We start from the raw sequence: 24,926 nt of genomic DNA, 5'->3' as shown, positions 1-24,926 counted from the left end.
TCAATCATTCGTGTTGCGCACCCAGTTCAAGGGCGAGGACGCCGCCGATGACGAGCGCGATGCCGATTCCTTGCACGAAACTGAGCGGCTCGTGGAACACCGTCGCGCCGATGACCGCCACGATCGCCACCCCGGCCGCGGCCCAGATGCCGTAGGCCACGCCCAGGCTCATCCCATGTTTGAGGGAGAGGGAGAGCAGTACGTAGGCGCCGAGTACACCGATCACCACGATCGCCGAGGGCAGGATCCGGGTGAACCCATCGGTGAACCGGGTGGCCAAGGTTCCGGTCGCCTCGGCGAGGATCGCGCCGATCAGCAACAGGTAGGCCACGGGATCTCCACTCCAACAAGTTGAACATTAGCGCAACTAGTTAGAGGATAGCCAAATGTGGGCAGATGTTCAACTAGTTTCCGGAGTGGTGCCGATGCGCAAGGCGTTGCGCAGCACCGCGCGGATCAGTTCGAGATCCGGCTGCTCCTCCTCCAACAGGAAACCGACGCACAGCCCGTCCACGACGGCGAGCGTTTCGCAGACGGCAGCAGGGTCCGCGGTGAACCCGTGCGCGAGGTCGGCGACGGCCTCCCGCCAGGTGCGCGCGACCGGGCGCAGGGCAGGCCGCCGGGTGGCGAGCAGATTGAGTTCCCGTTCCGCGATGGCGCGCGCCCGCCCGGATTCGGTCGGGCATTCCGCGATGAGCTGGGCGAGCGCCTCCAGCTGGTCCCCGGTCTGTTCGGTGAGCTCGCGCAGCCGATCGGTGTAGTCCTCGGTCGCGCTGGTGAGCGTGGCGATGAGCAGATCGTCGAGGGTGGCGAAATAATAGGAGACCGAGCCGGAAGGAACCCCGGCCTCGGCGGCGACGGCCCGGTGGGTCACCTTGCTGACACCCTCGCGCTCGACAAGGCGAAGGGCCGCCGCGATGATCGATTCCCGTTTGCGCGCGCCGCGCAACCGCCTGCCGTCCGTCTCGCTCATCCCTCCACGTTATTCGAATCGGCCCCGATCGCAGCTATCGGCAAGCGGTACTCGCCGGTCAGGAGTCAGATCGGCGGTGTCCTGCGGGACACCCGTGCCCGACACCCGCAAGGCGGACGACGAGCCCGCACTGCAGGTGCGGGCGCGGAGGACAACGCCGCGGATCGCCGATATGGCCCCGCGCAACAGGACATGGAGCCCCCAGGCGCGCTCTATTAGAGTCGTCGCCATGACGGAACCGCAGCGCGCGCACATCGAGGTGCCGCGACCGCCCGACTTCGACGAATTCTGGACGGAGACGCTCCGGCTCGCCGAATCCATCGATCCGGCACCGCGGCTGATCGAACGGCCGGATCTGTCCTCCCCGGAAATACTGGTCACCGAACTGCGCTATGTGAGCTTCGGGCACGTCGAGGTGGCCGCCTGGTGCGCCCGGCCGCGCGCCACGACGGGACCGTTACCGATCGCGATGCACATTCCCGGTTATGTTTCCGAACCCGCGATCCTGAAATCCTGGGCCCGGCGCGGGTATTTCGCGGTGGATCTCGCACCGCGCGGGAAGCTGCGGGCGAACGCGGTCGTGAATCCGGGATTTCCCGGGCTGCTGGTGGACAACATCGTGGACCGCTACAGCTATACCTACCGCGGTTTCTACCTGGACGTGGTGCGCGGGATCGATGTGCTCGCCGGGCTCGGGGAGACCGATGAAACAAGGCTCGGGGTGTTCGGTTCGAGTCAGGGCGGCGGGCTCGGTATCCTCGCGGGCGCGCTGCGTCCGGACACGGTGCGCTGCATCGCCTCCGGCTGCCCGTATCTGTGCGGAATCGCGGACGCGCCCCGGCTCACCCACTCCTATCCCTATGAGGAGATCAACGAGTTCCTGCGGATCCATCCGGAACAAACGACCGCGCTCAAGGAGACCGTTTCCTATTACGACGTGGTGAATTTCGCACCCGCGGTGCGCGCCCCGGTGTTCATGCACATCGGGCTGGAGGACGATGTCTGCCCGCCGGAGACCGGGTTCGCCGTGTTCCGGGAACTGGACTGCCCGAAGGAATTGGCCACCTTTCCCGGATCGGGGCACGATGCCGGGCAACCGGGCGTGCAACAGCGGATCGAGGAGTTCATGGACAAGCAGCTGGGGGTGCGGGCATGAGTTTCTGGACCGAGCTCGACACGGAACTGGCCGAATTTCCCGCGCGGCCACTCGTGGAACGGTACGAGCGGATGTGCACCGAGCGCTTCACCGGGTACCGGGTGTGGTTCAGTGGGCTGGACGGGCACCGGCTGTTCGGTTTCCTCAGCGTGCCCGCGGGAGAGGGGCCGTTCCCCGCGCTGCTGGAGACCCCGCGGCACGGCAGCGTGAACAACCCGCCGCACTACAACGACCGGCTGCGCTATGTCACGTTCACCATGATGCATCGCGGCCAGCGGCTCGCCGATGTTCCGTTCGCCGCCGCCTATCCCGGGCTGTTCACACTCGGGGTGACCGATCCGCGCACCTACGTCTACCGCGCGATCATCGCCGACTGCCTGCGCGGTGCGGAATTCCTCGCCGCGCACCCGCAGGCCGATCCCGCGCGGCTCGCGGTGAGCGGGGAGGATCCGGTGCTGCACACCGCGGCGCGGCGCCCGGTTTTCCGGGCCGCCGTGGTGAACACCCCGCTGCTGCACGACGCGCTGCACCGGCGTGAACACGGGGAGAGCTATCCGCTCGAGGGGCTCGACGATCTGCTGCGCGCTCACCCGGAGCGAGAAACCGCGGTACGGGAGACCCTGGCGGTGTACGAACCCGCCGCGCTGGCCCGTGACATCCGGGCCGAGGTGCTGCTCGCCGCGCCCGCCGAAGGGCCGGGATGGAACGGTGAACTGCTTGCCGCGCTCGGCGACCGGGGCACCGTGTACCAGCGCGGTGAACAGGACGCCTCGGACGCCCGCGCCATCGACGCCTGGCTGTCCGGACGGCTCGGCATGCCCGGGATGGCGCGGTTCGCCTCATGACCCTGCTGTCCCGATGCGCCCCCTCCCTCCGCTCCTCGCTCGCCAGGGCTCGCTGCGATGCTCGGGAGGACCGCCTCTCATGACCAACCACTCCGCACAGACTTATCGCGAACTCGGCCTGCGCCCGGTGCTGAACGCCGCCGCCACGCTCACCGTGCTCGGCGGTTCCCGGCTGGCTCCCGGTGCCGCGGAAGCGATGCGCGAGGCTTCGGCGGATTTCGTCGACCTCCCCGAACTGCAGCGGGCCGTCGGCGCCCACCTGGCCGAACTGACCGGGAACGCGGCGGGGTACGTCACCAGCGGCGGTTCGGCCGCGGTCACGCTCTCCGTGGCGGCCTGCCTGAGCAAGGACATCACCGTGTTCGGCCCGCCGCGCCCGGCCGGTGCGGTGGCCATGTTCTCCGGGCATCGCAATCCCTATGACTACGCGGTCCGCCAGCTCGGCGCGCCGATCGTGGAATTCGGCGCGAGCAGGGCGGAAATCGCCGCCGCGCTCGGCCCGGGGACCGCCTGCGTGCTCTGGTTCGCCGGGGCACACTATGCCGAAGGCGCCCCGGAACTGTCGCTCGTCCTCGAACTCGCGCACCGGGTGGGGGTCCCGGTACTCGTGGACGCGGCCGCGCAGATTCCCCCGGTCTCCTCGCTGTGGCGGTTCACTGCCGAACTCGGTGCCGATGCGGTGATCGTGAGCGGGGGCAAGGGATTGCGCGGCCCGCAGTCCAGCGGGCTGCTGCTGGGCAGCGCCGATATCATCGAGGGTGCCCGCGCGCACGGTGCCCCGCACCATGCGGTAGGGCGCGGAATGAAGGTGGGCAAGGAGGAACTGCTCGGCCTGCTCGCCGCCGTGCAGTGGACCCTCGGCCAGGACGAGTCCGCGCTGCTGGCCCGCTACGAACAAGCCGTCGCGCTGTGGGTGGACGGGATCGGGGCGCTGCGCGGAATGTCCGCCTGGCGCGACTATCCGAGCGAGGCGGGGCAACCGCACGGGCGCGCCATGGTGCGCCCCGATCCGGATTCCGGCTGGGGAACCGAATCGCTCGTGGACGCGCTGTGGGACCGGGATCCGCGCATCGCCGTGCTCGTCGTGGACGGCGCGATCGCACTGAACCCGCAGACGATAGACCCAGGCGAAGAGCTCCTTGTGCTGCAGGCTTTCCAGGAACTGCTCGGATAACTCAGTCCGGTTCCATGGCTTCGAGGATCTTCGCGAAGGCCGACTGCGCGGTCGCGGATGTGAAGGGTCCGACCGCGACCAGCGCGGCCAGGAGCGCGGAGGCTTCGCCGGGCGAGAACCGGATGGAGGGGAGCTCGGCGCGCGCGGGCGTCGATGCGGTAGCCGCCGCCCGGGCCACTGTGCACGGTCAGCGGCAGTCCGGCCGCGCGCAGGGCGAGCACATCCCGTTCCACGGTCCGGGTGCTGACCCCGAGTTCCTCGGCCAGCCGTTTGCCGGTGGTGGTCTTGGGCGCGCGGATCCGGAGGTACTCGATCAGGGCATGCTGGCGTTCGACCAGCGGCAGCACCTGATGCAGTTGCGCGGCCGGCCCCGGATCGCTCATGTTCGCTCCTTTGATTGACCGACACATGCTTGTCGGCCACTACCGGTTAGCGTCGCATTCAGTGCCGGACGGCGCAGCAGGAACACCGATGGGAGCATCCGATGACGTGGCGCGAGGAACTGCTCGATCAGCTCGACTTCTACTGGGACTATCACCTGATGCCGCGGCTGGAGGGGCTCACCGACGCGGAGTACCTCTGGGAGCCCGTTCCGGACTGCTGGACGGTGCGCGCCACCCCGGACGGTCCGCCGATGATCGACTGGCAGTGGCCGGTCCCGGAACCGCCGCCGGTGACCACGATCGCCTGGCGGCTGGCGCACATCGCGGTGCAGGTGTTCGGGATCCGCGCCAGCGCGCACTTCGGTGACGGATCGCTGAGCATCACCACCGCGGGCTGGCCGATCACCGCGGAACAGGGACTCGCCGCCCTGCGTGAGTACCACGACGTGTGGCGCGCGGGCGTGGCTTCCCTGGACGATGCTGCCTTGCAGCGTCCCGTCGGCGCGGCCGAGGGACCGTGGGCGGACCGTTCGATGGCCACCCTGATCCTGCACCTGAACCGGGAAGTCATGCACCACGGCGCGGAGATCTGCCTGCTGCGCGATCTCTACCGGGCCGAGTTCTGACCCCGCTCGAGCGTCCGGTCCAGGAACTCGAACACCAGCGCCCATTTGGTCGCCGACTGCGCGTTGTCCGCGGCCCCGCCGTGCCCGCCTTCGATGTTCTCGTAGTAGCGCACATCGTGGCCGTACTCGCGCAGCCGGGCGACGAACTTGCGCGCGTGCCCCGGATGCACCCGGTCGTCCCTGGTCGAGGTGAGCACGAAGATCGGCGGGTACTCCGCGTCCGCGGCGAGGTTCTGGTACGGCGAATAGTCAGCGAGCCAGGCCCACTGTTCGGGATCCTCGGGATCGCCGTACTCGGCCATCCAGGATGCGCCGGCGAGCAGCAGGTGGTACCGGCGCATGTCCAGCAGCGGCACCTGGCAGACGATCGCGCCGAACAGTTCCGGGTACCTGGTGAGCATGACGCCCATGAGCAGCCCGCCGTTGCTGCCGCCCTGGATGCCCAGCTGTCCGGTGGTGGTGATCCCGCGCGCCACGAGGTCTCCGGCCACCGCGGCGAAGTCCTCGTACACCCGATGCCGGTGCGCTCCCTTGGCCCCGGTGTGCCACGCGGGACCGTATTCCCCGCCGCCGCGCAGGTTCGCCACCACGTAGGTACCGCCTTCGGCCAGCCAGCCACGCCCGATGATCCCGCTGTAGTTCGGGGTGAGCGAGATCTCGAAGCCGCCGTACCCGGTGAGCAGGGTGCGACCGTCGGCGTTCGCGGGGCGCACCACGGTGTAGGGGATCCGCGTCCCGTCCGGGGAGGTCGCGAAGTACTGGGTGATCTCCGCCCCGGCAGCGTCGAACAGGCGTGGCGCGGACTTCACCGGTTCCGGGGCCGCACCCACGGTTCCGCGCCACAGTGTGGACGGGGTGGTGTAGCCGCACACGTCCACGAGGTAGTCGTTACCGTGCAGCGAATCGGTGCCAACGATGTCCGCGCTGCCCAGGTCGGCGAACTCCGCGGCGAGCGGTTCGGCGCGCCAGCCATCGGATGGCCGCAGCAGGCGCAGCTCCGGGCGCACATCGGTGAGCACGGTCAGCAACAGGAAATCCCGTGTCGCGCTGAAGTCCTCGAGACTGGAGTGCGCGTCCGGGGCGAACAGCACGGTGAACTCGCGGGCACCGCTCAGGAAATCGCTCAGCCGGATCGCGAGCAGGCTGCCGGTCGGGTACTCGCCCCAGTCCGAGCGCGGGTGCACGAGCAACCATTCCCGGTGCAGCGAAACGACCGCGTCCCCGGGCAGTTCGAGCTCCACCAGTTCGCCGTCGAGCACCAGATGGCGATGCGCGGTGAAGAAATCCACCCTGCGCACGATCAGGTCCCGCTCGAATCCGGGGGTGGGATCGTGCACCGCGGACACGGCGACATCGGTCTGCTCGCCCTCGAAAACCGTGCTCGCCTCGGCAAGCGGAGTGCCGCGCCGCCAGCGCTTCATGATCCGCGGATATCCGGAATCGGTCAGCGAACCCGGCCCGAAATCGGTGCCGAGATAGACGGTTTCCGCGTCGATCCAGCCGATCCGGTGCTTGGCCTCGGGAAGAACGAAGCCGTCCAGGAGGAATTCGCGGGTACGCAGATCGAACTCGCGCACCACCGTCGCGTCCGCGCCGCCCCTGGAGAGCTCGACGAGACAGCGATCGTCCGCCGGGCGGCGCACCGTGGCCCCGCCCCACACCCAGTTCTCGCCCTCGGCCTCGGCGAGCGCGTCGACATCGATGAGCACTTCCCAGTCCGGTGCGGCGCCGCGGTACTCGGCGAGCGTGGTGCGCCGCCAGATCCCCTTCGGGTGCTCGGCATCGCGCCAGAAGTTGTAGAGATACTCGCCACGCATCCGGACGTAGGGGATGCGGTCATCGGTGTCCAGCGCGTCCAGCAGCGCGGCGCGGGTCTTGGTATACCGTTCGGCTTCGGTCAGCTCGGCAAGGGATTCCGCATTGCGTTCCCGGGCCCAGTCGAGTGCGCCGGTTCCGGTGACGTCTTCGAGATACAGATATGGATCGGTGGTCACTCGTTGCGATCGTAGTGGCGGCCGTGCGGATGGTTGTGCCTGCGGTGCTGATCCGGGCGGTTCGAACCCTGCCGGGCCCTGCTGACGATCACCAGCACCGGGATCAGGATGAACAGGAAACCGGCGTGGTGCAGCACCACGGACAGCACGGTCAGGCCGATCACCGCGATCGCGGCCACGCCGAGGATCGCCGGGAGCCCCATGCCCTGCCTGGCCAGTGATTTCGGCCGCTGGCCCGGCGCCGGGGTGCCGGTACGTCCGGCGTCGAAACCTCCGGTGCCGAGCGGATCGGTCAGGAAGGCCGGTTTCGGGTCCGGCAGATCGGCGAACTCGCGCAGCACATCCCCTCGGGTGCGTGCCGTGGTCACCCGCGCCGAGCGCTGGCCGTACTCCTCGACGTCGATACGCCCGGCCGCCATGTGGTCACCGAGCGCGGAAATGGCCGATTCGCGCTCGGTGTCGCTCACCCGCAGCTTGTCCCCGCTCGATTCGGTCATGCTCTCGATGATAGGCGCATCGGAGTCGCTATGCCCATGACAAACGGCAGAACCTGCGGGTCATGACCGACTGGACTTGCCTGGCGGGTCCGGTGGCGGAACCTCCGGCGCCGCCTCGCTCCGGGTCGTCTCCTCGTGTTTGTCCGATACACCACGCAAGCTGCCCGGGGGGAAGCGGCTTCGCCGCCGAGAAAACGGGTGCCGAATCACAGCCGGTTCTGCAGCGCGTCGGCCGCGGCGAGCAGATCCTGCGCCCAGCGCGCGCCCGGGCGACGGCCGATGCGTTCCACGGGGCCGGAAACCGAGACGGCGGCGATCACGGTGGAGGTGGAATCCCGCACCGGAGCGGAAACACTGGCCACTCCCGGCTCGCGTTCGGCGACACTCTGCGCCCAGCCACGCCTGCGCACCTCGAGCAGGGTCCGCTCGCCGAACACCGCGTCGGTCACGACCGTGCGCTGGGTCGCCTGATCCGCCCACGCGGTGAGGACTTTCGCCCCGGATCCCGCGGTCATCGGCAGCCGGGTGCCGACCGGAACGGTGTCCCGCAGCCCGCTCGGCGGTTCCGCGGTGGCGATGCAGATGCGCTGTGTTCCGTCCCTGCGGTAGAGCTGAACACTTTCCCCGGTGATGTCGCGCAGCCTGGGCAGCACCGAGTTCGCCGCGTCCAGCAGTGGATCGGTCGCGCCCCCGGCGAGTTCGGCGAGCGCGGCACCGGGACGCCAGCGCCCGTCCGGGCCCCTGCGCAGCAAGCGGTGCACCTCGAGGCCTACGGCGAGCCGATGCGCCGTTGCACGGGGCAGATCCGTGCGCGCGCACAGTTCCGCGAGCCCGCACGGTTCCTTGGCCACCGCTTCCAGCACGGCCACCGCTTTATCCAGAACTCCGATACCGCTAGACTGTCCCACGTCTCGATATTAGCGTCCCGAGATATGAGAAGTCCAGAAAGAACTGATCGGGAGCAGGGAACAAACCGGATTCGGTCTTGAGAAACCCGCTCCGACCACCAGAAGACCCAAGGAGGAGCGATGGGCAAGACGCTTGCCGAGAAAGTGTGGGACGCACACGTCGTCCGGAAGGGAGACGGTGCGGAACCGGATCTGCTCTACATCGACCTCCATCTCGTGCACGAGGTCACCAGCCCGCAGGCCTTCGACGGGCTGCGGCTGCAGGGGCGCGGGGTTCGCCGTCCGGACCTGACGATCGCCACCGAGGACCACAATGTGCCCACCGAGGGCATCGATCTGCCGATCGCCGACGAGGTCTCGCGCACCCAGGTGGACACGCTCCGGCGCAACTGCGCGGAATTCGGTGTCCGGCTGCACCCGATGGGCGACGCGGAACAGGGCATCGTGCACGTGATCGGCCCGCAGCTCGGCCTCACCCAGCCCGGAATGACCGTGGTGTGCGGTGATTCGCACACCTCGACGCACGGCGCCTTCGGCTCGATCGCGTTCGGGATCGGCACATCCGAGGTGGAGCACGTGCTCGCCACCCAGACGCTTCCGCTGCGCCCCTTCAAGACCATGGCCATCAACGTGAACGGCACGCTGCGCGAGGGCGTCAGCGCCAAGGACATCATCCTCGCGGTGATCGCGAAGATCGGCACCGGGGGTGGGCAAGGTTACATCCTCGAGTACCGCGGCGAAGCGATCCGCGCGCTTTCCATGGAAGCGCGGATGACGATCTGCAACATGTCCATCGAAGCGGGCGCGCGGGCCGGGATGATCGCGCCGGACGAGACGACCTTCGAGTACGTGCGGGACAAGCCGCACGCCCCGAAGGGCGCCGAATGGGACGCCGCGGTGGATGCCTGGAAGCAACTGCGCAGCGATGCGGACGCGAGCTTCGACACCGAGGTGGACATCGATGCCGATGCCCTCAGCCCGTACGTGACCTGGGGCACCAACCCGGGGCAGGGACTTCCGCTCGGGGAACGGGTTCCGGATCCCGAGCAGATCGCCGACGAGACCGCGCGCGCCGCGGCCGAGAAGGCAATCACCTACATGGGCCTGACTCCGGGCACCCCGCTGCGCGAGATCGGGGTGGACACGGTATTCCTCGGTTCGTGCACCAACGGCCGGATCGAGGATCTGCGCGCCGCGGCCGAGGTGCTGCGCGGGCGCACGATCGCGCCGAGCCTGCGCATGCTCGTGGTTCCCGGCTCGATGCGGGTGCGCGCGCAGGCCGAGGCCGAGGGGCTGCACGAGGTGTTCCTCGCCGCGGGCGCGGAGTGGCGCCAGGCGGGTTGCTCGATGTGTCTTGGCATGAACCCGGATCAGCTCGCCCCCGGTGAGCGCTCGGCATCCACCTCGAACCGGAACTTCGAGGGAAGGCAAGGAAAGGGTGGGCGGACCCATCTGGTCTCGCCCACGGTCGCCGCGGCGACCGCGGTGCGCGGCAAGCTGTCCGCGCCATCGGACCTGACCGCGGACGCGGCCGAATACGTGGAGGTGTGACGACGATGGAACCGTTCACGAACTACACCGGGATCGGAGTCCCGCTGCGCGGCTCCAACGTGGATACCGATCAGATCATCCCGGCCGTTTACCTCAAGCGGGTAACCCGGAGCGGCTTCGAGGACGGGCTGTTCTCCGCGTGGCGCTCCGATGAGCACTTCGTGCTGAACCAGGCGCCCTTCGACAAGGGCAGCGTGCTCGTCGCCGGACCGGACTTCGGCACCGGATCCTCGCGGGAACACGCGGTCTGGGCGCTGCTGGACTACGGCTTCCGCGTGGTGATCTCGGCCCGCTTCGGGGACATCTTCCGGGGCAACGCGGGTAAGCAGGGCCTGCTCGCCGCGCTGTGCGAACAGTCCGATGTGGAGCAGTTGTGGAAGCTGCTGGAGACCGAACCGGGCACCGAGGTGACCGTGGACCTCGAGCAGAAGACCGTTCGCGCCAAGGACTTCCAGGCGCGGTTCGAGATCGACGAGTACACCCGCTGGCGGCTGCTCGAGGGCCTCGACGACATCGGGCTGACGATGCGCTCGGCGGCCGAGATCGACGCTTTCGAAGCCGCGCGCGAACCCTGGAAACCAGTCACGACACCCCTTCCGGCCTAACGGCGGTTACGGGATCCCTTGCTACGGCGGGGATCCCGTGTCGTGTCGGGTCACATTTACTTCACCGCCCGCAAGGCGCTCACCTGCACATTTATCCCGCGACCGGGTGGATGTGTGTGTTCTGCGCAAAAAAATAGGGCGTGGCGCTTGGAAAAATCTCCTCTGAGCCTTTACCGTGTGCAATCAAGTCGGCCCGACCGGGCCGTTTTCGTAGTCTCTGGAGGGACCACGGTGAATAAGGCCCAGCTCATCGAAGAGCTCACAGATCGCCTCGGCGACAAGAAAACCGCGACGGCAGCGGTCGATGGCATGGTCGATGTCATCGTTCGTACCGTCAACAAGGGTGACAAGGTGAACATCACCGGGTTCGGTGTGTTCGAGAAGCGTGCCCGCGCCGCTCGGACCGCTCGCAACCCGCGCACCGGCGATCCGGTGAAGGTGAAGAAGACGAACGTTCCCGCCTTCCGCGCGGGCACGAACTTCAAGGAAGTCATCAGCGGGGCCAAGAAGCTCCCGCGCGCCACCGCCGCCAAGAGCGGTTCGCGCACGACGACCGCTCGCGCCACCACTCGCCCGACCACCACCCGCAGCACCGCCGCCAAGCCGGCCACCGGCACCCGGCGCGCTGCGACCACCAAGACCGCCACCAAGTCGACGGCCAAGACCGCGACCAAGGCCGCACCGAAGACCGCAGCCAAGGCCGCGCCGAAGACCGCCGCGAAGAAGGCCACCACGGCCAAGGCGGCTCCGAAGACCGCGGCCAAGAAGGCCACCACGGCCAAGGCGGCTCCGAAGGCCACGGCCAAGAAGACCACCACGGCCAAGGCGGCCCCGAAGAAGGCGACCACGACCCGCAGCAGGGCCAAGAAGTAACCTTCTTCGCAGCTGACCAAAGTGCCCCTCGGCATCGCCGAGGGGCACTTTGCTGTGTCGTTTGTTTATGCCGGTTTGGGTAATGCACTCGGGTAATAGTCGGCAGCTTCGAGCGATAGCCCGTTCTCCGAGCGCCGCAAGGTCAGCACCCAGACACTGCCCTTTTTGCTGCGCACCTGCCCGGTGACCGGAGTACCGGCCGCGTCCATCAGGCGCTCGACCACATCCGGGATGACTCCGCCCTGACTGCAGATCGCGGTTACCGCCGCGGTTCCGGCGATCTCCAGCAGCCGCCGCGTTCCGGCCGCGCGATCCGGCCAGTATCCTTCCTCGGAAAGCAGCGGTTCCGCACCGATGTCCGCGCCCAGATCCCGCGCGAGCGGGGCGATCGTGTCGACACAGCGCAGCCGTGGCGCGGAGTACACCCGCTCCGGGCTCCACAGGGCGAGCAGCCCGCGCAGCGCCTCCGCCTGGCGCAGCCCGGCATCCGCGAGCGGGCGCTCGGTGTCCGGGCCGCCCCAGTCCGCCCTGCTGCCCGCTTTCGCGTGCCGCACCAGGAGCACGGTCGCGCTGCCGGTGCCGAGCGCGGCCGCGCGTTCGAGCACCCCGGCATCGTGCGGGTAGCTCAGCAACTCGCGTGCCTGCGCCAGATCGCACCAGCGCAGCTCGTCCACCTCGTCGTTGGCCGTGAACTCGCCCCCGGTCACCCGGGCGGTGTAGTAGTGCACACTCTTCGTGCTGCCGTTGTCCGGCAGTGGATAGCGGATCTCCCCGAGACCGGCGCCGAGCGCGCAGGAGTAACCGGTTTCCTCCCGGGTCTCGCGCACCGCGGCGACCGCGTGCGTCTCACCCCGGTCGAGTTTTCCCTTCGGCAGCGACCAATCGGACCGGTGTGGCCGGTGCACGATCGCGAACTGCCGCCCCTGGCCGTTCTCTCGCCAGAGCGCGACCCCGGCGGCCTGTACCTCGCTCACGATCCCTCCTCGCCGGCGCTCGTCGTCATCGTGCCCGACGCTGCTGTGTCTTCTGGCTCGCTCGCAAGCTCGCTCACGATCCCTCCTCGCCGTGCCTGCGCATCATCGCGACCTGGTGATCGCGCACATTCGAACCGTCGGCGGGGGAGGCGGACCATTCCCCGCTCGCGTCCAGTACCCAGCAGCGGGTTCTCGGATCCAGGCAGGAATCGAAGACATCCCCGAGCTGCGCGGTGAGCCGATGATCGGTGACCGCGACGAGCACTTCGACGCGGCGGTCCAGGTTGCGGTGCATCATGTCCGCGCTGCCGATCCAGTACTCGTCGGCGCCGAGGAAGTGGAACACCCGTGAGTGCTCGAGGAAACTGCCCAGGATCGAGCGTACGTGGATGCGTTCGGAGAGTCCCGGCTTGCCCGGCTTGAGGCAGCAGATACCGCGCACCACCACATCCACCACGACGCCCGCCTGTGCCGCGCGATAGAGCGCGTCGATCACCTGCTCGTCCACGAGCGAGTTCACCTTGATCCGGATGCCGGAAGGTTTCCCGGTGAGCGCGCGGGCCGCCTCCGCGTCGATGCGTTCGATGATGCCGCGCCGGATGCCCTGCGGGGAGGTGAGGATGCGCCGGTAGCTTGCCTGGTTCGAGTAACCGGTCAGCACGTTGAACAGATCCGTGAGGTCCGCGCCGATATCCGGTTCGGCGGTGAGCAGTCCCAGATCCTCGTAGGTGCGCGCGGTCTTCGGATTGTAGTTCCCGGTGCCGATATGACAGTAACGGCGGATCGTGGAGCCCTCCTGGCGCACCACGAGGGCGATCTTGCAGTGCGTCTTCAGGCCGACGAGCCCGTACACCACGTGCACCCCGCTGCGCTCCAGGGTGCGGGCCCAGCCGATGTTGGCCTGCTCGTCGAAGCGGGCCTTGATCTCCACGAGCGCGACGACCTGTTTGCCTTCCTCGGCAGCGGTGGTGAGCGCGTCCACGATGGGCGAGTCACCGGAGGTGCGGTACAGCGTCTGCTTGATCGCCAGCACCTTCGGATCGTGCGCGGCCTGTTCGATGAACCGCTGCACGCTCGTGGAGAAGGAATCGAAGGGATGGTGCACGAGCACATCGCCCTCGCGCAGGGTGTGGAACACGCTTTTCGGGGTTTCCCGCTCGCCGAAGGCCGGATGGGTCGCGGGAACGAAGGAGCGGCTCTTCAGATCCCTGCGGTCCACGCCGTAGATCTGCCACAGGAAGGAGAGATCGAGCAGCCCGCGCACCTCGACCACATCGCGCGGATCGACCTCCATCTCGCGCTGCAGCAGTTCGAGCATGTGCTCGCTCATGTCCTCGGCGACCTCGAGCCGGACCGGGGGACCGAACCGGCGCTGCGCGAGTTCGCGTTCCATGGCCTGCAACAGGTCTTCGTCGCGGTCCTCTTCCACCTCGAAGTCCGCGTTGCGGGTGACCCGGAACGCGCGGGCCTCGATGACCTCCATCCCGGTGAACAGTTCGCCCAGATGCGCGGCGACGAGTTCCTCGAGTGGAAGGAAAACGGCCGGCCGGGCGCCGGGATCCTCACTCACATCCAGTAATCGCGGTACGTTGTTCGGGATCTTCACCCGCGCGAAGCGTTCGGTGCCCTCCTTCGGATCGCGCACGGTGACCGCGAGGTTGAGGGAGAGCCCGGAAATGTACGGGAAGGGGTGCGCCGGGTCCACCGCGAGCGGGGTGAGCACGGGGAAAATGTGGTCGCGGAAGTACCGGGACTGGCGGGACTGGGCGTCCGCGTCCAGTTCGTGCCAGCGCACCAGGTGGATGCCGTTCGGTTCGAGCGCCGGCAGAATGTGGTCCAGGAAGGCGGTGGATGTCTGCTCGGTCAGTTCCTGGGTGCGCTTGGCGATGTAGCCGAGTTGTTCGCGCGGCGTGAGCCCGTCCGCGCTGCGCACCGAGAGGCCGGTCTCATCGCGGCGTTTCAGCCCGGCGACCCGCACCATGTAGAACTCGTCCAGATTCGAGGCGAAGATCGCCAGGAACTTGACCCGCTCGAGCAGCGGGAGCGACTCGTCCTCGGCGAGGGCGAGAATGCGCGTGTTGAAGTCGAGCCAGGAAAGCTCCCGGTTGATATACCGGTCCTCGGGCAGATCGATGTCGACCGGTTCCACATCCTCGGTGGACGCGGGCGGGGCGGCGGGGAGCTGCCTCGGCACCTCCTCGACCGGTGGCTGGGTTTCTTCACGCTGCTCAGTGCTCACACCGTGCATTGTCGCCGATGATCAGGATATGTCGAGTTGGCCACCGCACGACGATTCGGTGAAGAGTGCCGCCGCGGTCCGTTTACCCACCCCGAGCCCGCGGGCCAGTTCCAGATCCGCCGCGGTGTCCACATCGGTACGCAGCCCGGGCAGTGCGGCGCGCAGCGGGCGGGCACCGGTCTCCTCGTGCGCGGCGGCGGAACCCTCGCCGAACCGTGGATCGAGCACGCCGCCCGCCGTGCTGAGCAGCAGTGCGGTCCCGGTGCCGTGCCGGTCCGCGCAGAACGCTCGCTGCCCGGCGGCCTCGGTGATCGCCGCACTGAGCTCGGTGCCGCGCAACGCGGGCAGATCCGACTGCAGCGCACCGATGACCGAATGAACGTCGCGCCCGCGCAGCACGGCGAAACCATGGCGCAGCGCGGCGTTGAGCCCGGCGCCGGGATCGGGAACCACCTCGATGCCGAGTTCGTTCGCGCCCGCGCGCACGGCCTCGTCCGACGAGACCACGAGCACACGACGCACGCTCTCGGTCGTGGCCGCGGTCTCCATGGTGTCGGTGCCGATGGCGAGCGCGAGCGCCTCGTGGTCGCAGCTCACCCCGCGCAGCCGGGTCTTGGCGCGGTCCAGGTTCTTGATCGCCAGGACGAGGTCGACACCGCTCGGATAGGAGACTCCCACGTGGTCGATGATAGAGCGCGTTACTCTGCACTGGTTCCCGAGAGTGGTTCCCGAGCGTGAAGGAGTGGCATGGTCAACCCCCTGTGGCTCAACCTGGCCAGGTCGGTGTTCTACCCGGTCACGACGGGTTTGGCGAAGACCGAGATGATCGACGGCGAGAAGCTGCCGCGTACCGGTGGGGCGATCCTGGTGCTGAACCACATCACGCACATCGATCCGCTCTACGATTCGGTGATCGTCGATAAACTCGGCAGGCGGCCGCATTTCCTCGCGAAGCATTCGCTGTTCGAGAAACCACTCGCGAAACAGGTGCTGTACGGCACCGGGCAGATCCCGGTCTACCGCGGCACCGACAAGGCGGTGGACAGCCTCGCCGAGGCGCGGTCCATGCTCGCCGACGGCGCATTGGTGATCATCTACCCGGAGGGCACCTGCACCAAGGATCCGCTCGGCTGGCCGATGATCTCGCGCAGCGGGGTCGCGCGGCTCGCGCTGGACACCGATGTTCCGGTGATCCCCGCCGCGCGCTGGGGAACCCTGTCGATCATGAACCTCTACGAGAAGCGGTTCAGCCCATTGCCCAGGTCCAAGGTCAGCGTCAAGTTCGGTGATCCGCTCGACCTGTCCGCCGAGCGCGCGGCCGGGGTGAGCGGGCGCAATCTGCTCGCGGTGACCGATATCGCCATGCGCGCGGTGCGGGACCTGGTCGGCGACCTGCGCGGGGAAACCCCTCCGGAGGAGTTCTACAACCCGCGCAAGGAGAAGAACAAGGCGAAGAACAAGGCCAACCCGGATGCCTAGCCGGATCACCGTGCTCGGCGCGGGCTCCTGGGGGACCGCCTATGCCAAGGTGCTCGCCGATGCGGGTAACGAGGTCACCGTGCTCGCCAGGCGCACCGAGATCGCCGAGGCCCTCGGCGCGGGCAGCAATCCCGGTTATCTGCCCGACATCACGCTGCCCCGGATGCGCGCGGTGACCGAACCGGATGCCGCACTGGACGGCGCGGAGCTCGTGGTGCTCGCGGTGCCGAGCCAGTCACTGCGGGAGAACCTCGCCGCGTGGCGCGGATTGCTGCCCCCGGATGTGAGCATCGTCAGCCTGGCCAAGGGAATCGAGCTCGGCACCCTGCAACGGTGCAGCGAGGTGATCGCGGACGCGGGCGCGATCGAACCCGGACGGATCATCGCGGTCTCCGGTCCCAACCTGGCCCGCGAGGTCGCCGCCGAGCAGCCGACCGCGGTCGTCTACGGCGCCCGCGAGCACGCCCGCGCGGTGCGGTTGCAGGAACTCAGCAAGACCGCCTACTTCCGCCCGTACACCAATCAGGATGTCGTCGGCTGCGAGATCGGCGGCGCGTGCAAGAACGTGATCGCACTCGCCTGCGGGATCGCCACCGGGCTCGGTTTCGGCGCGAACACCACGGCCACCCTGGTCACCCGCGGGCTGGCCGAGATCACCCGGCTCGCCGTGGCACTCGGCGCGGACCCGATGACGCTCTCCGGTCTCGCCGGGCTCGGTGATCTGGTGGCGACCTGCTCCTCCCCGCTGTCCCGCAACCGGACCTTCGGCACCCGCCTCGCCGCCGGGGAAACCGTGGCCATGGCGCAGAAGGCGGCGCACGGACAGGTCGCGGAGGGCGTGAAGTCGTGTTCCTCGGCGCGCGAGCTCGGCAGGCGCTCGCGGGTCGACATGCCGATCGCCGATGTGGTGCACCGGGTTTGCCACGAGGGCGCGGCGCCCCGCGCGATGGTCGCCGAACTGCTCGGCCGCGAAGCGAAACCGGAACGGGATTGAGGATCATGGAACACGGTGACGGCACCCGCTGCGCCCACGCGGGACTCGAAGTGGCACCCGGCGGGACCTTCGTGCCCAGCCCGGTTTTCGGCTCGGCCTTCCACCTCGGCGGGGCGGACTACTACGGCGGAGCCTCGAACCCGAGCTGGCGGGCACTGGAATCCGCGCTCGGCGAGCTGGACGGCGGGCACTGCGTGAGCTTCGCCTCCGGGATGGCCGCGATCGCCACCCTGGTGCGCACCGTGGTCTCGGCGGGCGATCTCGTCGTGCTGCCCAGCGATGGCTACTACCTCGCCCGCGACTACGTGCGCACGGAACTCGGCCGGTTCGGGGTGCTGGTGCGCGAGGTGCCGACCGCGGAGATCGACGCGGAATCGGTGGACGGTGCCGCGCTGGTGCTGCTCGAAACCCCGGCCAATCCGGGACTGGATACGGCCGATATCGCGCGGATCGCCGAGGCGGTGCACGCGCGCGGCGGGCTGCTCGCGGTGGACAACACCACGGCAACCCCGCTCGGCCAGCGCCCGCTCGAACTCGGTGCGGATGTGTGCCTCGCCAGTGACACCAAGGCCGTCGCCGGGCATTCCGATGTGGTGCTCGGCCATGTTTCCTGTGTCTCGGAGGAACTGGCCCAGCAGCTGCGCACCGCGCGCAGAGGAGCGGGTGCCACCCCGGGATCCTTCGAGGTGTGGATGGTGCACCGCGGGCTGCAGACCCTCGACCTGCGGTTGCAGCGGCAGGCGGAGAACGCCGCTTCGCTCGCCGAGGCACTGCGCGAACTCGGGGTTCCCGGAGTGCGCTGGCCGGGAGCGGACTGGGATCCAGCGCATGCGGTGGCCGAGCGGCAGATGTGCCGTTACAACGGGGTGCTGTGTTTCGAGCTGGAGTCCGAGGCCGCGTTCACCCGGTTCCTGGAGCGCACCACCCTGGTCGCCGATGCCACCAGTTTCGGTGGGGTGCACAGCAGTGCCGACCGTCGCGCCCGGTTCGGGGACCCCGTTCCCGAAGGCTTCGTGCGGTTCTCCTGCGGTATCGAGAACACCGCGGACCTGGTCGCGGATGTTGTTCACGGAGTGGGACGGAGTTGACCCTGGGTGGCGGGGCCGCCATGGTGGGTGCCATGAACACGCGCGCCAGCAGCACGAGGCGGGGTCTGCTCGACCTGCGCCGGTGTGCCAGCGCGCTGTGTCTTGCTGGGTGAACCTTCCCGCCTGCCTTCTACTACCGGCACAGTCCTGTTCACATCCAGCATCTTCCGAGGTAATCCCAGCGATGTTCGCCGTTCCCGAGAACACCATTGCCCTGCGCCCTGCCGTCTCCGCCGCCCATCCGGCGCGGATCGCCGCCGAGTACGCCCGTGACCGGGACCGGTGGGCACACCTGCTGCGCTACGACCCGGACGATCGGTACGCCGCGCTGATCACCGCCGACGAACTGTTCGAGGTGTGGCTGCTGTCCTGGCTGCCCGGCCAGACCACCGGCCTGCACGATCACGGTGGCGCCGAGGGCGCGTTCACCGTGGTCACCGGGACCGTGAGCGAGCGGGTGATCCGCGGCGGGACCGAGGTGCTGCACGAGGTCGCCGCGGGCCAGTCCCGGGTGTTCGGCATCGACTACGTGCACCAGGTGCACAACGCGGGCGTGGATCCCGCGGTCACCATTCACGTGTACCGGCCGAGCCGGGTCCCGATGCGCGAATACCGCTTCGACCCGGTCGGCGGGCTCACCTCGCTGGAGTCGTAGCCGTCCGTGCCGTGACGTGCCCGGGTATCGGGATGCCCGTGTTCAGGTCGGCCGAGGGCAGAGGTGCGGCGAATGCCTGCTCGATCGGCAGCACACCCGCCCAGGTGGGCAGTTCGAGATCGGAGTCCTCGTCCTTGGGGTCCCCGGTGCGGATCTTCACCGCGGCCTCTTCGAGGGAAAGGGCGAGCACGGTGGTCTGCGCGAGTTCTTTCTTGTCCGGGCGCCGCGCGTGTTCCCAGGAACCGGGCGCCAGATGCTCGGTGATCACCCGCAGCGCGTCGAGTTTCCGTTGCCCGGCAAGGGTTTCCGGTACACCGTGGATGACCGCGGACGCGTAGTTGACCGAGAAGTGGAACACCGAGCGGGCGTAGACGATGCCGTTCAGTTCGGTGACGGTCACGCAGACCTGGTCGTCGGTGCGCAGGCTGCGTGCTCCCGAGGAACCGTGGATGAAGAGGGTGTCGCCCGCGCGTGCGTACCCGGTCGGCAGCACACGCGGTGCCCCGTCCACGATGACTCCGAGATGGCAGACCAGATTGCGGTCCAGCACCTCGTAGAGCGCCGAGCGGTTGCTTGCGGCTCGCTCCTTGGCGCGCCGGATAGTGGAGCGATCAGTCGGGGAGAGGGTCATACCGCCACCCTCGCCGAGAAAAGTGGCATTCTGGAATGGCCACCTGTACCGAAACTCCGAAGGCCAGTCCGTGACCCATCCGCGCGCCACCACCCCGATCACCAATCTGCCGATCACGCTCGAGCGCGATACGGCGACCCCGCTCGCGGTGCAGCTGGCCGAGACGATCCGCACCGCGGCCGCGGACGGGGTGCTGCGCGCGGGGGACCGGTTGCCGTCGACACGGGCGCTCGCCGCCGAACTCGGGGTCAGCCGCACGGTGACCGCGGCCGCCTATGACCAGTTGCACGCCGAGGGGTGGATCGACGGCAAACACGGTTCGGGCACCTATGTCACCACCACCCCACCGCGCGGGATCCCGCACGGCAGGGTTTCCGGGCAGGGCAGGGGCGAGCGCGAGTACATCGACCTCGCCCCGGGCGCCCCGCTGATCGAGGACATGGACCGCGCGGCCTGGCGACGGGCCTGGCGCGCCGCCGCCGACGAGGAACCGCTGCTGCGCCCGGTACGCGCGGGCCTTCCGGAATACCGCGAGGTGATCGCCGAGCACCTGCTGCGCCACCGCGGGCTCTCCGTGGCGCCCGCGCGGATCGCCGAGGTGGTACTGGCCACCGCGGGGACCACCGCGGCGGTCAACGAACTCGCCTGCGCGGTGTTCGAACCCGGTGACGTGCTCGCCATGGAGGATCCCGGTTATCAGCGCGCCGTCCAGGTGCTGCGCTCGGCGGGAGTGCGGGTGGTTCCGGTTCCCGTCGACGAGGGCGGGGTCCGCGTCGACGAGATCGATCCCGCGGCGAAAGCGGTGTACTGCTCGCCATCGCACCAGTACCCGCTCGGCGGGCGGATGACCGCGAGCAGGCGGGTGCAGCTGGTGGAACGGGCGCGGGAACGCGGCTGGCTGGTGATCGAGGACGATTACGACGGCGAACTGCGCTACGACGTGGCCCCGCTGCCGCTGCTCGCCTCGCTCGCCCCGGATGTCGTCGTGCACCTTGGCACCACGAGCAAGATCTTCACCTCGACACTCGGCGCGGGCTGGATGATCGCCCCGCAACAGGTCACCGGGAAAGTGCTGGACTACCGCGAACGCACCGGCGTGGCCCCCGCCGCGGCCGGACAGCAGGTGCTCGTACAGCTGGCCCGCAACGGCGACCTCGGTCGGCACCTGCGCAAGATCCGCCGGGTACTGCACCAGCGCCGCGAGCTCGTGGTGCACACCCTGCGCGCGGCGGGGGCGGACGTGCTCGGCGACGATGCGGGCGCGCACGTGGTCGTGCCGCTCGAGGACCTCGAACGCGAGGACGCCGTCGTGCACGGCGCGCGGGAACAGGGGATCTGGATCGACGGGCTGGCCCGCCACCACATCGGTACCCAGCAGTGGCACGGGGTCGCGCTCGGGTACACCGCCTGCACCCACGCCGAGCTGGAGCAGGCATTACCCGTGGTGGCCGGGCTGCTGAAGCGGTGCGGGTACGCTGGCTCGCCAGGTGGGCGAGGCCATTAAGGAGTCGAGTTGACGAGTCAGAAGATCCGGGTCGCCGTGGTGTTCGGGGGCCGCAACAGTGAGCACGCCATTTCCTGCGTCTCCGCTTCGAGCGTGCTGGCCAATCTCGACAGGGACCGGTTCGAGATCGTCGGCGTCGGTATCACCCAGGACGGTTCCTGGGTACTCGGCACCACCGACCCGCGTGAGCTCGAACTGCGCGACAAGCGGCTGCCCTCGGTCAGTGACGGAACCGATCTCGCGCTCGCGGGCGGTGACCTGGTCTCCATCGACAAGCCCAGCGCGGGCGAGGTGCTTTCCGCGGTGGACGTGCTGTTCCCCGTGCTGCACGGCGCCTACGGCGAGGACGGCACCATCCAGGGCATGTTCGAGATGGCGGGTGTGCCCTACGCCGGTGCCGGGGTGCTCGCCTCGGCCGCGGCCATGGACAAGGAGTTCGGCAAGAAACTGCTCGCCGCCGAGGGGATGAGCGTCGGCCGGTTCACCGTGCTGCGCAGGGGCGAGGACGAGCCCGAACTCGAAGACTTCAGCTACCCGCTGTTCGTCAAGCCCGCGCGGGCCGGTTCCTCGACCGGGATCACCAAGGTCGGTTCGGCCGCCGAACTGCCCGCCGCCATCGCCAGCGCGCGCGAGATCGACCCCAAGGTGATCATCGAGGAAGGCGTCGTCGGCGCCCGCGAGGTCGAGTGCGGAGTGCTGGAATTCCCCGACGGTTCCGTGCGCGCCTCCCTGCCCTCGGAGATCCGGATGCGCGGGGACGACTGGTACGACTTCGAATCCAAATACCTCGAGACCGACGAGCGCTGCGAGATCGACATCCCGGCCAAACTCGACGACGCCGTCACCGCCGCCATCCAGGAGCAGGCCATCCGCGCCTTCCGGGCGCTCGACTGCCAGGGACTCGCCCGGGTCGACTTCTTCATCACCGAATCCGGCGAGCCCATCGTCAACGAGCTCAACACCATGCCCGGATTCACCGCCACCTCCGCCTACCCCAAGATGTGGGAGGTCACCGGCATCGACTACCGGACCCTGCTGAGCACCCTCATCGACACCGCCCTCGCGCGGGGAACCGGGCTGCGCTGAGATTTCGTACCCTGGAGACATGGCCTACCAGGAGAACGGCATCACGCTCGATGGACACCAACTCGTCCTGCGCCGGTACTACTTCCCCTTCGGAGCCAAGCGCATCGGTTACGACCGGATCCGGCAGGCGCGGGTCACCAATCCTTCGAGGCTGCGCATCTGGGGCAGCGGCGACTTCGTGCACTGGTACAACTTCGACGCGCGCCGCCCGCGCAAGACGACCGCGATCGAGCTCGACCTCGGCCGCCGGTGTAAACCGGTGATCACGCCGGACGACCCGGACAAGGTGCTCGCGGAACTGCGCGACGCCGGTGTCTCCGTGGGGTGAGGTCAGCGTTCCGCGGCCCAGCGCCGTTGTTCGGGAACCCAGTGCCCTGGTGGCGGATCAGCCCCGAGCAGGGGATTCAGGAATGCCTCGATCAGTGGGCGGGCCCCGCTCAGGGTGTGCAGTTCACGTGGGAGTTCGTGGACGCGGCTGGCGAATCTCCCGTAACCACTTGTCCACGATCGGTCGGGAAGGGTAAAGGTGCTCGGCAGTCGTAGAGTGATGTGGTGTTGGCGACGGCGAGCCTCGGCCTGTAGCACAGCGTGCGTCGTCGGCCCATTGAGAGTGCTGCGGTGCGCGATGACCATCAGATCCACGAGGTCCTTGTAGCGGCTTGACGCGGCACCCGAGTGGCCGTGCAGTTCGTACATGGCGCAGATTTTCTCGGCCGTGTGATCTTCGAGCGGAAACATTCGTACCGGCGGCCACGGTTCCCCGTCCGGGCCGAATGGGGACTCAAGTGATGTGCTGACCACGCCGGAAGGCGTATCTCCCGCGACCACGTCAACGCTGACCACGTGGAGTTCCCTGTTGCCCACCATGGCGCGGAAGCGCACCTTCCTGGTGAGCCGCTCGATCTCCGTCGGCATCGAGGTGTCCTTGTGGGCGAACCGCAGATGATCATCAAGATCGGTGTTCGCCGCTGAGATCAAGGCACGCACTGCCTCATCGAGTGTGCCTTCGCGAAGCAGATCGATATCTGTCGAGTAGCGGGCCGTGGGCCATCGAGCTAGCAGGGCCTGTCCACCTTTGAGGGTCCAGTAGCCCGGATCCGCTGTGAATACTCTGGCCAGGAGTCGCCGGTAGTAGTAGATGCCGATCAGCTGGGACTTGCTCAGTGTGCTGTGTTGCGCCGCGTTCGCGGCTCGACTGTTGATGCGCTGTTGGTAGCCGGCGGGAGTGATCGGGGGACGTGGTGTGGACATCGCTAGTTGCGCTCCCTTGGCGTCCTCTCGCCCTTGTTTCCCTCCGCCATCTCGCGGAGCTGCAGTATCGCTTCGGAGGCAAGGGCGGCGGATGCCTCAGCGGATCGAGGTTGTGGGCGTATGAGCAGGCGTTCAGCCGACAGGCCGATGTGGGACAGCAGATGCTCGAGTAGTGCCGCACCATCATCCGGTCGTACCCGGTAACGACGGGCATAGGGCGCGATCTGCTCCACGAATGTGTCCAGGCGTAGCTGTCCTGACTCGACCGCTTGCCGGATGATGGTCGCGAGGTGGCTCGCGTCGGCATTCTCGGCGAGCAGGTCCTGAACGGTGCGGGCCATGGTGGTCACTGGCAGGCCGTCCAGCAGGACGACATCCTGCTCGGTAAGCGAAGCGATCTTGAACCGCAGATCTGGGTCCCGGCTGGTGCGGCGGCGAGGAACGGTGAAGGTGATCCGGTCGGTGACGAATTCGCCGACTTCATGCAGGCGGCAGGCCGAGGCATGGGAAACCACTCCGCCCGTAGTGTCCAGCGGATCCCGTTCCCAGGCGGGCGTGGCGGGATCGAAAGTCAGCCAGGCCGCCTGTTCGTCGCGCGCGGTCGTCGGAACCGCCGCGGTGGCGGCGTACACCCCGCGGCGCACATGTGCGAGGAAACCCGCTTCCTTGAGCCGATGCATGGTGACCGCATCTACTCCGGATTTCTTGGCTTGCTGGAGCGTCACCAGTCCCCACTGCTCGGCGGTGAACTCGCCGAGTAGCTCGAGAGCCGATCGCATCTCCATGCAGCGAATATTACATCAACTCGCAGCAGTTGTTACCTTCTAGGGGTAATAACTGCTGTAGTTGCTTGCAATAAATGCTGTAGGTGTTGAGTGGTGACTACGGCCGAACGGGTTTCTGCGGTAGCGCCGTGCGGATGGCCGTCGAGGTGTCCTGGAGCGGTCCGGTGCCGACGGAATCGGGTACGGTCAGTGCGACGTAGACCGGTCGGTCGACCGCGTAGTAGGTCGCGCGCCCCTGATCGGCGACCCGCAGCCACTGCACGCCGGAGACGACGGTGAGCTGCGAGGTGGGGGTGAGCTCGGCGGGTTTTTCGATGCCGCAGCGCAGGATGACGGGGTCTCCGGTCGCGGCCCAGGCGACGGTGGCCGGTGGGACCGGTTTGGCGAGGGCGAGCCTGGACAACTGTTCGCCGTCGCTGGGGATGGTGCGCGGCAGTTTCCCCAGCAACGCGGCGCAGTCCTTGTTCCCCGCGTCGGGGGCGGGCACCGGGGCGACGGCGAGTGGCTTGTCGATCTTGTTGTGCTTGGGCTGCGCCGGTTCGTTCCCGGAGTACACGCGCAGCACGATCACCCCGGCGAGAAGCGCCGCACCGAGGATCGCGGCGAGCACGATCGCGGGCTTGGGGATACCGGTGGAATCGGTTCGCACGCGGCT

General features: G+C 68.3%; 26 protein-coding genes and 1 pseudogene. 14 read left to right on the top strand and 13 right to left on the bottom strand.

Annotation, left to right across the window (positions count from 1 at the left end; all coding sequences use genetic code 11):
* Positions 1-4 precede the first annotated feature (4 nt).
* Together A37U_RS0114965 and A37U_RS0114960 are read right to left on the bottom strand one after the other, a co-directional pair.
* On the bottom strand, positions 5-331 hold the full coding sequence (locus A37U_RS0114965; RefSeq protein ID WP_020497455.1) for a DMT family transporter: 327 nt from the start codon (positions 329-331) through the stop codon (positions 5-7).
* 69 nt (positions 332-400) lie between these two features.
* Positions 401-973, bottom strand: coding sequence for a TetR/AcrR family transcriptional regulator (locus A37U_RS0114960; RefSeq protein WP_020497454.1), 573 nt, complete (start codon positions 971-973; stop codon positions 401-403).
* A 229-nt stretch (positions 974-1,202) separates the two neighbouring features.
* On the opposite strand from A37U_RS0114960, the gene A37U_RS48355 reads away from it, so the two are divergent.
* The 3 genes from A37U_RS48355 to A37U_RS43820 all read left to right on the top strand — a co-directional run bounded on the left by A37U_RS48355 (position 1,203) and on the right by A37U_RS43820 (position 4,148).
* Positions 1,203-2,129, top strand: coding sequence for an acetylxylan esterase (locus A37U_RS48355; RefSeq protein WP_020497453.1), 927 nt, complete (start codon positions 1,203-1,205; stop codon positions 2,127-2,129).
* On the top strand, positions 2,126-2,974 hold the full coding sequence (locus tag A37U_RS0114950) for an acetylxylan esterase (protein ID WP_020497452.1): 849 nt from the start codon (positions 2,126-2,128) through the stop codon (positions 2,972-2,974). The genes A37U_RS48355 and A37U_RS0114950 overlap by 4 nt, the downstream gene beginning before the upstream one ends.
* 79 nt (positions 2,975-3,053) lie before the next feature.
* Entirely contained in the window at positions 3,054-4,148 is a 1,095-nt protein-coding gene (locus tag A37U_RS43820) for a PLP-dependent transferase (protein WP_020497451.1), read from the top strand.
* Between the two features lie 215 nt (positions 4,149-4,363).
* Here A37U_RS43820 and A37U_RS53645 read toward each other — a convergent pair.
* Positions 4,364-4,531 (bottom strand): annotated as a pseudogene (locus tag A37U_RS53645) (HTH domain-containing protein); the annotation flags it as partial.
* Between the two features lie 101 nt (positions 4,532-4,632).
* On the opposite strand from A37U_RS53645, the gene A37U_RS0114935 reads away from it, so the two are divergent.
* Positions 4,633-5,157 carry a DinB family protein gene (locus A37U_RS0114935; protein WP_020497449.1) on the top strand — a complete coding sequence of 175 codons (525 nt, stop codon included), beginning with the start codon at positions 4,633-4,635 and terminating at the stop codon, positions 5,155-5,157.
* Here A37U_RS0114935 and A37U_RS0114930 read toward each other — a convergent pair.
* The 3 genes from A37U_RS0114930 to A37U_RS0114920 form a co-directional block, all read right to left on the bottom strand.
* Positions 5,139-7,151, bottom strand: coding sequence for a prolyl oligopeptidase family serine peptidase (locus A37U_RS0114930; RefSeq protein ID WP_020497448.1), 2,013 nt, complete (start codon positions 7,149-7,151; stop codon positions 5,139-5,141). The two genes, A37U_RS0114935 and A37U_RS0114930, sit on opposite strands and share 19 nt — an antisense overlap.
* Positions 7,148-7,648, bottom strand: a complete 501-nt coding sequence (locus A37U_RS48350; protein ID WP_020497447.1) for a DUF1707 SHOCT-like domain-containing protein — start codon at positions 7,646-7,648, stop codon at positions 7,148-7,150. Before A37U_RS48350 ends, A37U_RS0114930 begins: the two co-directional genes overlap by 4 nt.
* A 206-nt stretch (positions 7,649-7,854) precedes the next feature.
* Positions 7,855-8,556 (bottom strand): IclR family transcriptional regulator, encoded by a 702-nt coding sequence (locus A37U_RS0114920; RefSeq protein WP_051111649.1) that lies wholly within the window; start codon positions 8,554-8,556, stop codon positions 7,855-7,857.
* A 120-nt stretch (positions 8,557-8,676) separates the two neighbouring features.
* Here A37U_RS0114920 and leuC point away from each other — a divergent pair, with 120 nt between their 5' ends.
* The 3 genes from leuC (at position 8,677) to A37U_RS0114905 (ending at position 11,585) form a co-directional block, all read left to right on the top strand.
* The gene (gene leuC, locus A37U_RS0114915) at positions 8,677-10,107 is read left to right on the top strand and encodes a 3-isopropylmalate dehydratase large subunit (protein ID WP_020497445.1); all 1,431 of its coding nucleotides are present in this window, start codon (positions 8,677-8,679) and stop codon (positions 10,105-10,107) included.
* 5 nt (positions 10,108-10,112) lie between these two features.
* The gene (gene leuD / locus A37U_RS0114910) at positions 10,113-10,712 is read left to right on the top strand and encodes a 3-isopropylmalate dehydratase small subunit (RefSeq protein WP_026197242.1); all 600 of its coding nucleotides are present in this window, start codon (positions 10,113-10,115) and stop codon (positions 10,710-10,712) included.
* Between the two features lie 231 nt (positions 10,713-10,943).
* Positions 10,944-11,585, top strand: a complete 642-nt coding sequence (locus A37U_RS0114905) for an HU family DNA-binding protein (protein ID WP_020497443.1) — start codon at positions 10,944-10,946, stop codon at positions 11,583-11,585.
* 65 nt (positions 11,586-11,650) lie between these two features.
* On the opposite strand, the gene A37U_RS0114900 is transcribed toward A37U_RS0114905, so the two are convergent.
* From A37U_RS0114900 to cofC, 3 genes are all read right to left on the bottom strand, one after another.
* Entirely contained in the window at positions 11,651-12,562 is a 912-nt protein-coding gene (locus A37U_RS0114900) for an NUDIX hydrolase (RefSeq protein WP_026197241.1), read from the bottom strand.
* A gap of 70 nt (positions 12,563-12,632) precedes the next feature.
* Entirely contained in the window at positions 12,633-14,807 is a 2,175-nt protein-coding gene (locus A37U_RS0114895) for an RNA degradosome polyphosphate kinase (RefSeq protein ID WP_020497441.1), read from the bottom strand.
* A 12-nt stretch (positions 14,808-14,819) separates the two neighbouring features.
* Positions 14,820-15,476: a 2-phospho-L-lactate guanylyltransferase gene (gene cofC / locus A37U_RS0114890; RefSeq protein ID WP_020497440.1), complete on the bottom strand. Its 657-nt coding sequence runs from the start codon at positions 15,474-15,476 to the stop codon at positions 14,820-14,822.
* A 69-nt stretch (positions 15,477-15,545) separates the two neighbouring features.
* Between cofC and A37U_RS0114885 the strand changes: the two genes are divergently transcribed.
* The 4 genes from A37U_RS0114885 to A37U_RS0114870 all read left to right on the top strand — a co-directional run bounded on the left by A37U_RS0114885 (position 15,546) and on the right by A37U_RS0114870 (position 19,014).
* Positions 15,546-16,277, top strand: a complete 732-nt coding sequence (locus A37U_RS0114885) for a lysophospholipid acyltransferase family protein (RefSeq protein WP_020497439.1) — start codon at positions 15,546-15,548, stop codon at positions 16,275-16,277.
* Positions 16,270-17,271 (top strand): NAD(P)H-dependent glycerol-3-phosphate dehydrogenase, encoded by a 1,002-nt coding sequence (locus A37U_RS0114880; RefSeq protein WP_020497438.1) that lies wholly within the window; start codon positions 16,270-16,272, stop codon positions 17,269-17,271. The genes A37U_RS0114885 and A37U_RS0114880 overlap by 8 nt, the downstream gene beginning before the upstream one ends.
* Before the next feature lie 5 nt (positions 17,272-17,276).
* Entirely contained in the window at positions 17,277-18,359 is a 1,083-nt protein-coding gene (locus A37U_RS0114875) for a cystathionine gamma-lyase (protein ID WP_020497437.1), read from the top strand.
* 184 nt (positions 18,360-18,543) lie between these two features.
* Positions 18,544-19,014, top strand: coding sequence for a cysteine dioxygenase (locus tag A37U_RS0114870; protein WP_020497436.1), 471 nt, complete (start codon positions 18,544-18,546; stop codon positions 19,012-19,014).
* Here A37U_RS0114870 and A37U_RS0114865 read toward each other — a convergent pair.
* Positions 18,995-19,645, bottom strand: coding sequence for a pyridoxamine 5'-phosphate oxidase family protein (locus A37U_RS0114865; RefSeq protein ID WP_026197240.1), 651 nt, complete (start codon positions 19,643-19,645; stop codon positions 18,995-18,997). The genes A37U_RS0114870 and A37U_RS0114865 overlap by 20 nt on opposite strands.
* Positions 19,646-19,715: 70 nt before the next feature.
* On the opposite strand from A37U_RS0114865, the gene pdxR reads away from it, so the two are divergent.
* The 3 genes from pdxR to A37U_RS0114850 are packed head-to-tail and all read left to right on the top strand — an operon-like array spanning position 19,716 to position 22,563.
* Positions 19,716-21,149, top strand: coding sequence for a MocR-like pyridoxine biosynthesis transcription factor PdxR (gene pdxR / locus A37U_RS0114860; RefSeq protein WP_020497434.1), 1,434 nt, complete (start codon positions 19,716-19,718; stop codon positions 21,147-21,149).
* Between the two features lie 9 nt (positions 21,150-21,158).
* A complete protein-coding gene (locus tag A37U_RS0114855; RefSeq protein ID WP_020497433.1) occupies positions 21,159-22,235 on the top strand; it encodes a D-alanine--D-alanine ligase family protein in 1,077 nt (358 codons plus the stop codon).
* Between the two features lie 19 nt (positions 22,236-22,254).
* Positions 22,255-22,563, top strand: a complete 309-nt coding sequence (locus A37U_RS0114850; RefSeq protein ID WP_020497432.1) for a PH domain-containing protein — start codon at positions 22,255-22,257, stop codon at positions 22,561-22,563.
* A 2-nt stretch (positions 22,564-22,565) separates the two neighbouring features.
* Here the strand turns inward: A37U_RS0114850 and A37U_RS0114845 are convergent, their stop codons facing one another.
* The 3 genes from A37U_RS0114845 to A37U_RS0114835 all read right to left on the bottom strand — a co-directional run bounded on the left by A37U_RS0114845 (position 22,566) and on the right by A37U_RS0114835 (position 24,920).
* The gene (locus A37U_RS0114845) at positions 22,566-23,486 is read right to left on the bottom strand and encodes a nucleotidyl transferase AbiEii/AbiGii toxin family protein (RefSeq protein WP_020497431.1); all 921 of its coding nucleotides are present in this window, start codon (positions 23,484-23,486) and stop codon (positions 22,566-22,568) included.
* A gap of 2 nt (positions 23,487-23,488) precedes the next feature.
* On the bottom strand, positions 23,489-24,271 hold the full coding sequence (locus tag A37U_RS0114840) for a type IV toxin-antitoxin system AbiEi family antitoxin domain-containing protein (protein WP_020497430.1): 783 nt from the start codon (positions 24,269-24,271) through the stop codon (positions 23,489-23,491).
* A 97-nt stretch (positions 24,272-24,368) separates the two neighbouring features.
* The gene (locus A37U_RS0114835; RefSeq protein WP_020497429.1) at positions 24,369-24,920 is read right to left on the bottom strand and encodes a DUF3515 domain-containing protein; all 552 of its coding nucleotides are present in this window, start codon (positions 24,918-24,920) and stop codon (positions 24,369-24,371) included.
* Positions 24,921-24,926: the final 6 nt, after the last annotated feature.

The sequence above is a fragment of the Sciscionella marina DSM 45152 genome (genome assembly GCF_000379465.1).
Taxonomy (GTDB): Bacteria; Actinomycetota; Actinomycetes; order Mycobacteriales; family Pseudonocardiaceae; genus Sciscionella; species Sciscionella marina.
Note: the sequence above shows the minus strand (reverse complement) of the source record. Positions and strands in the feature narration are given on the sequence as shown.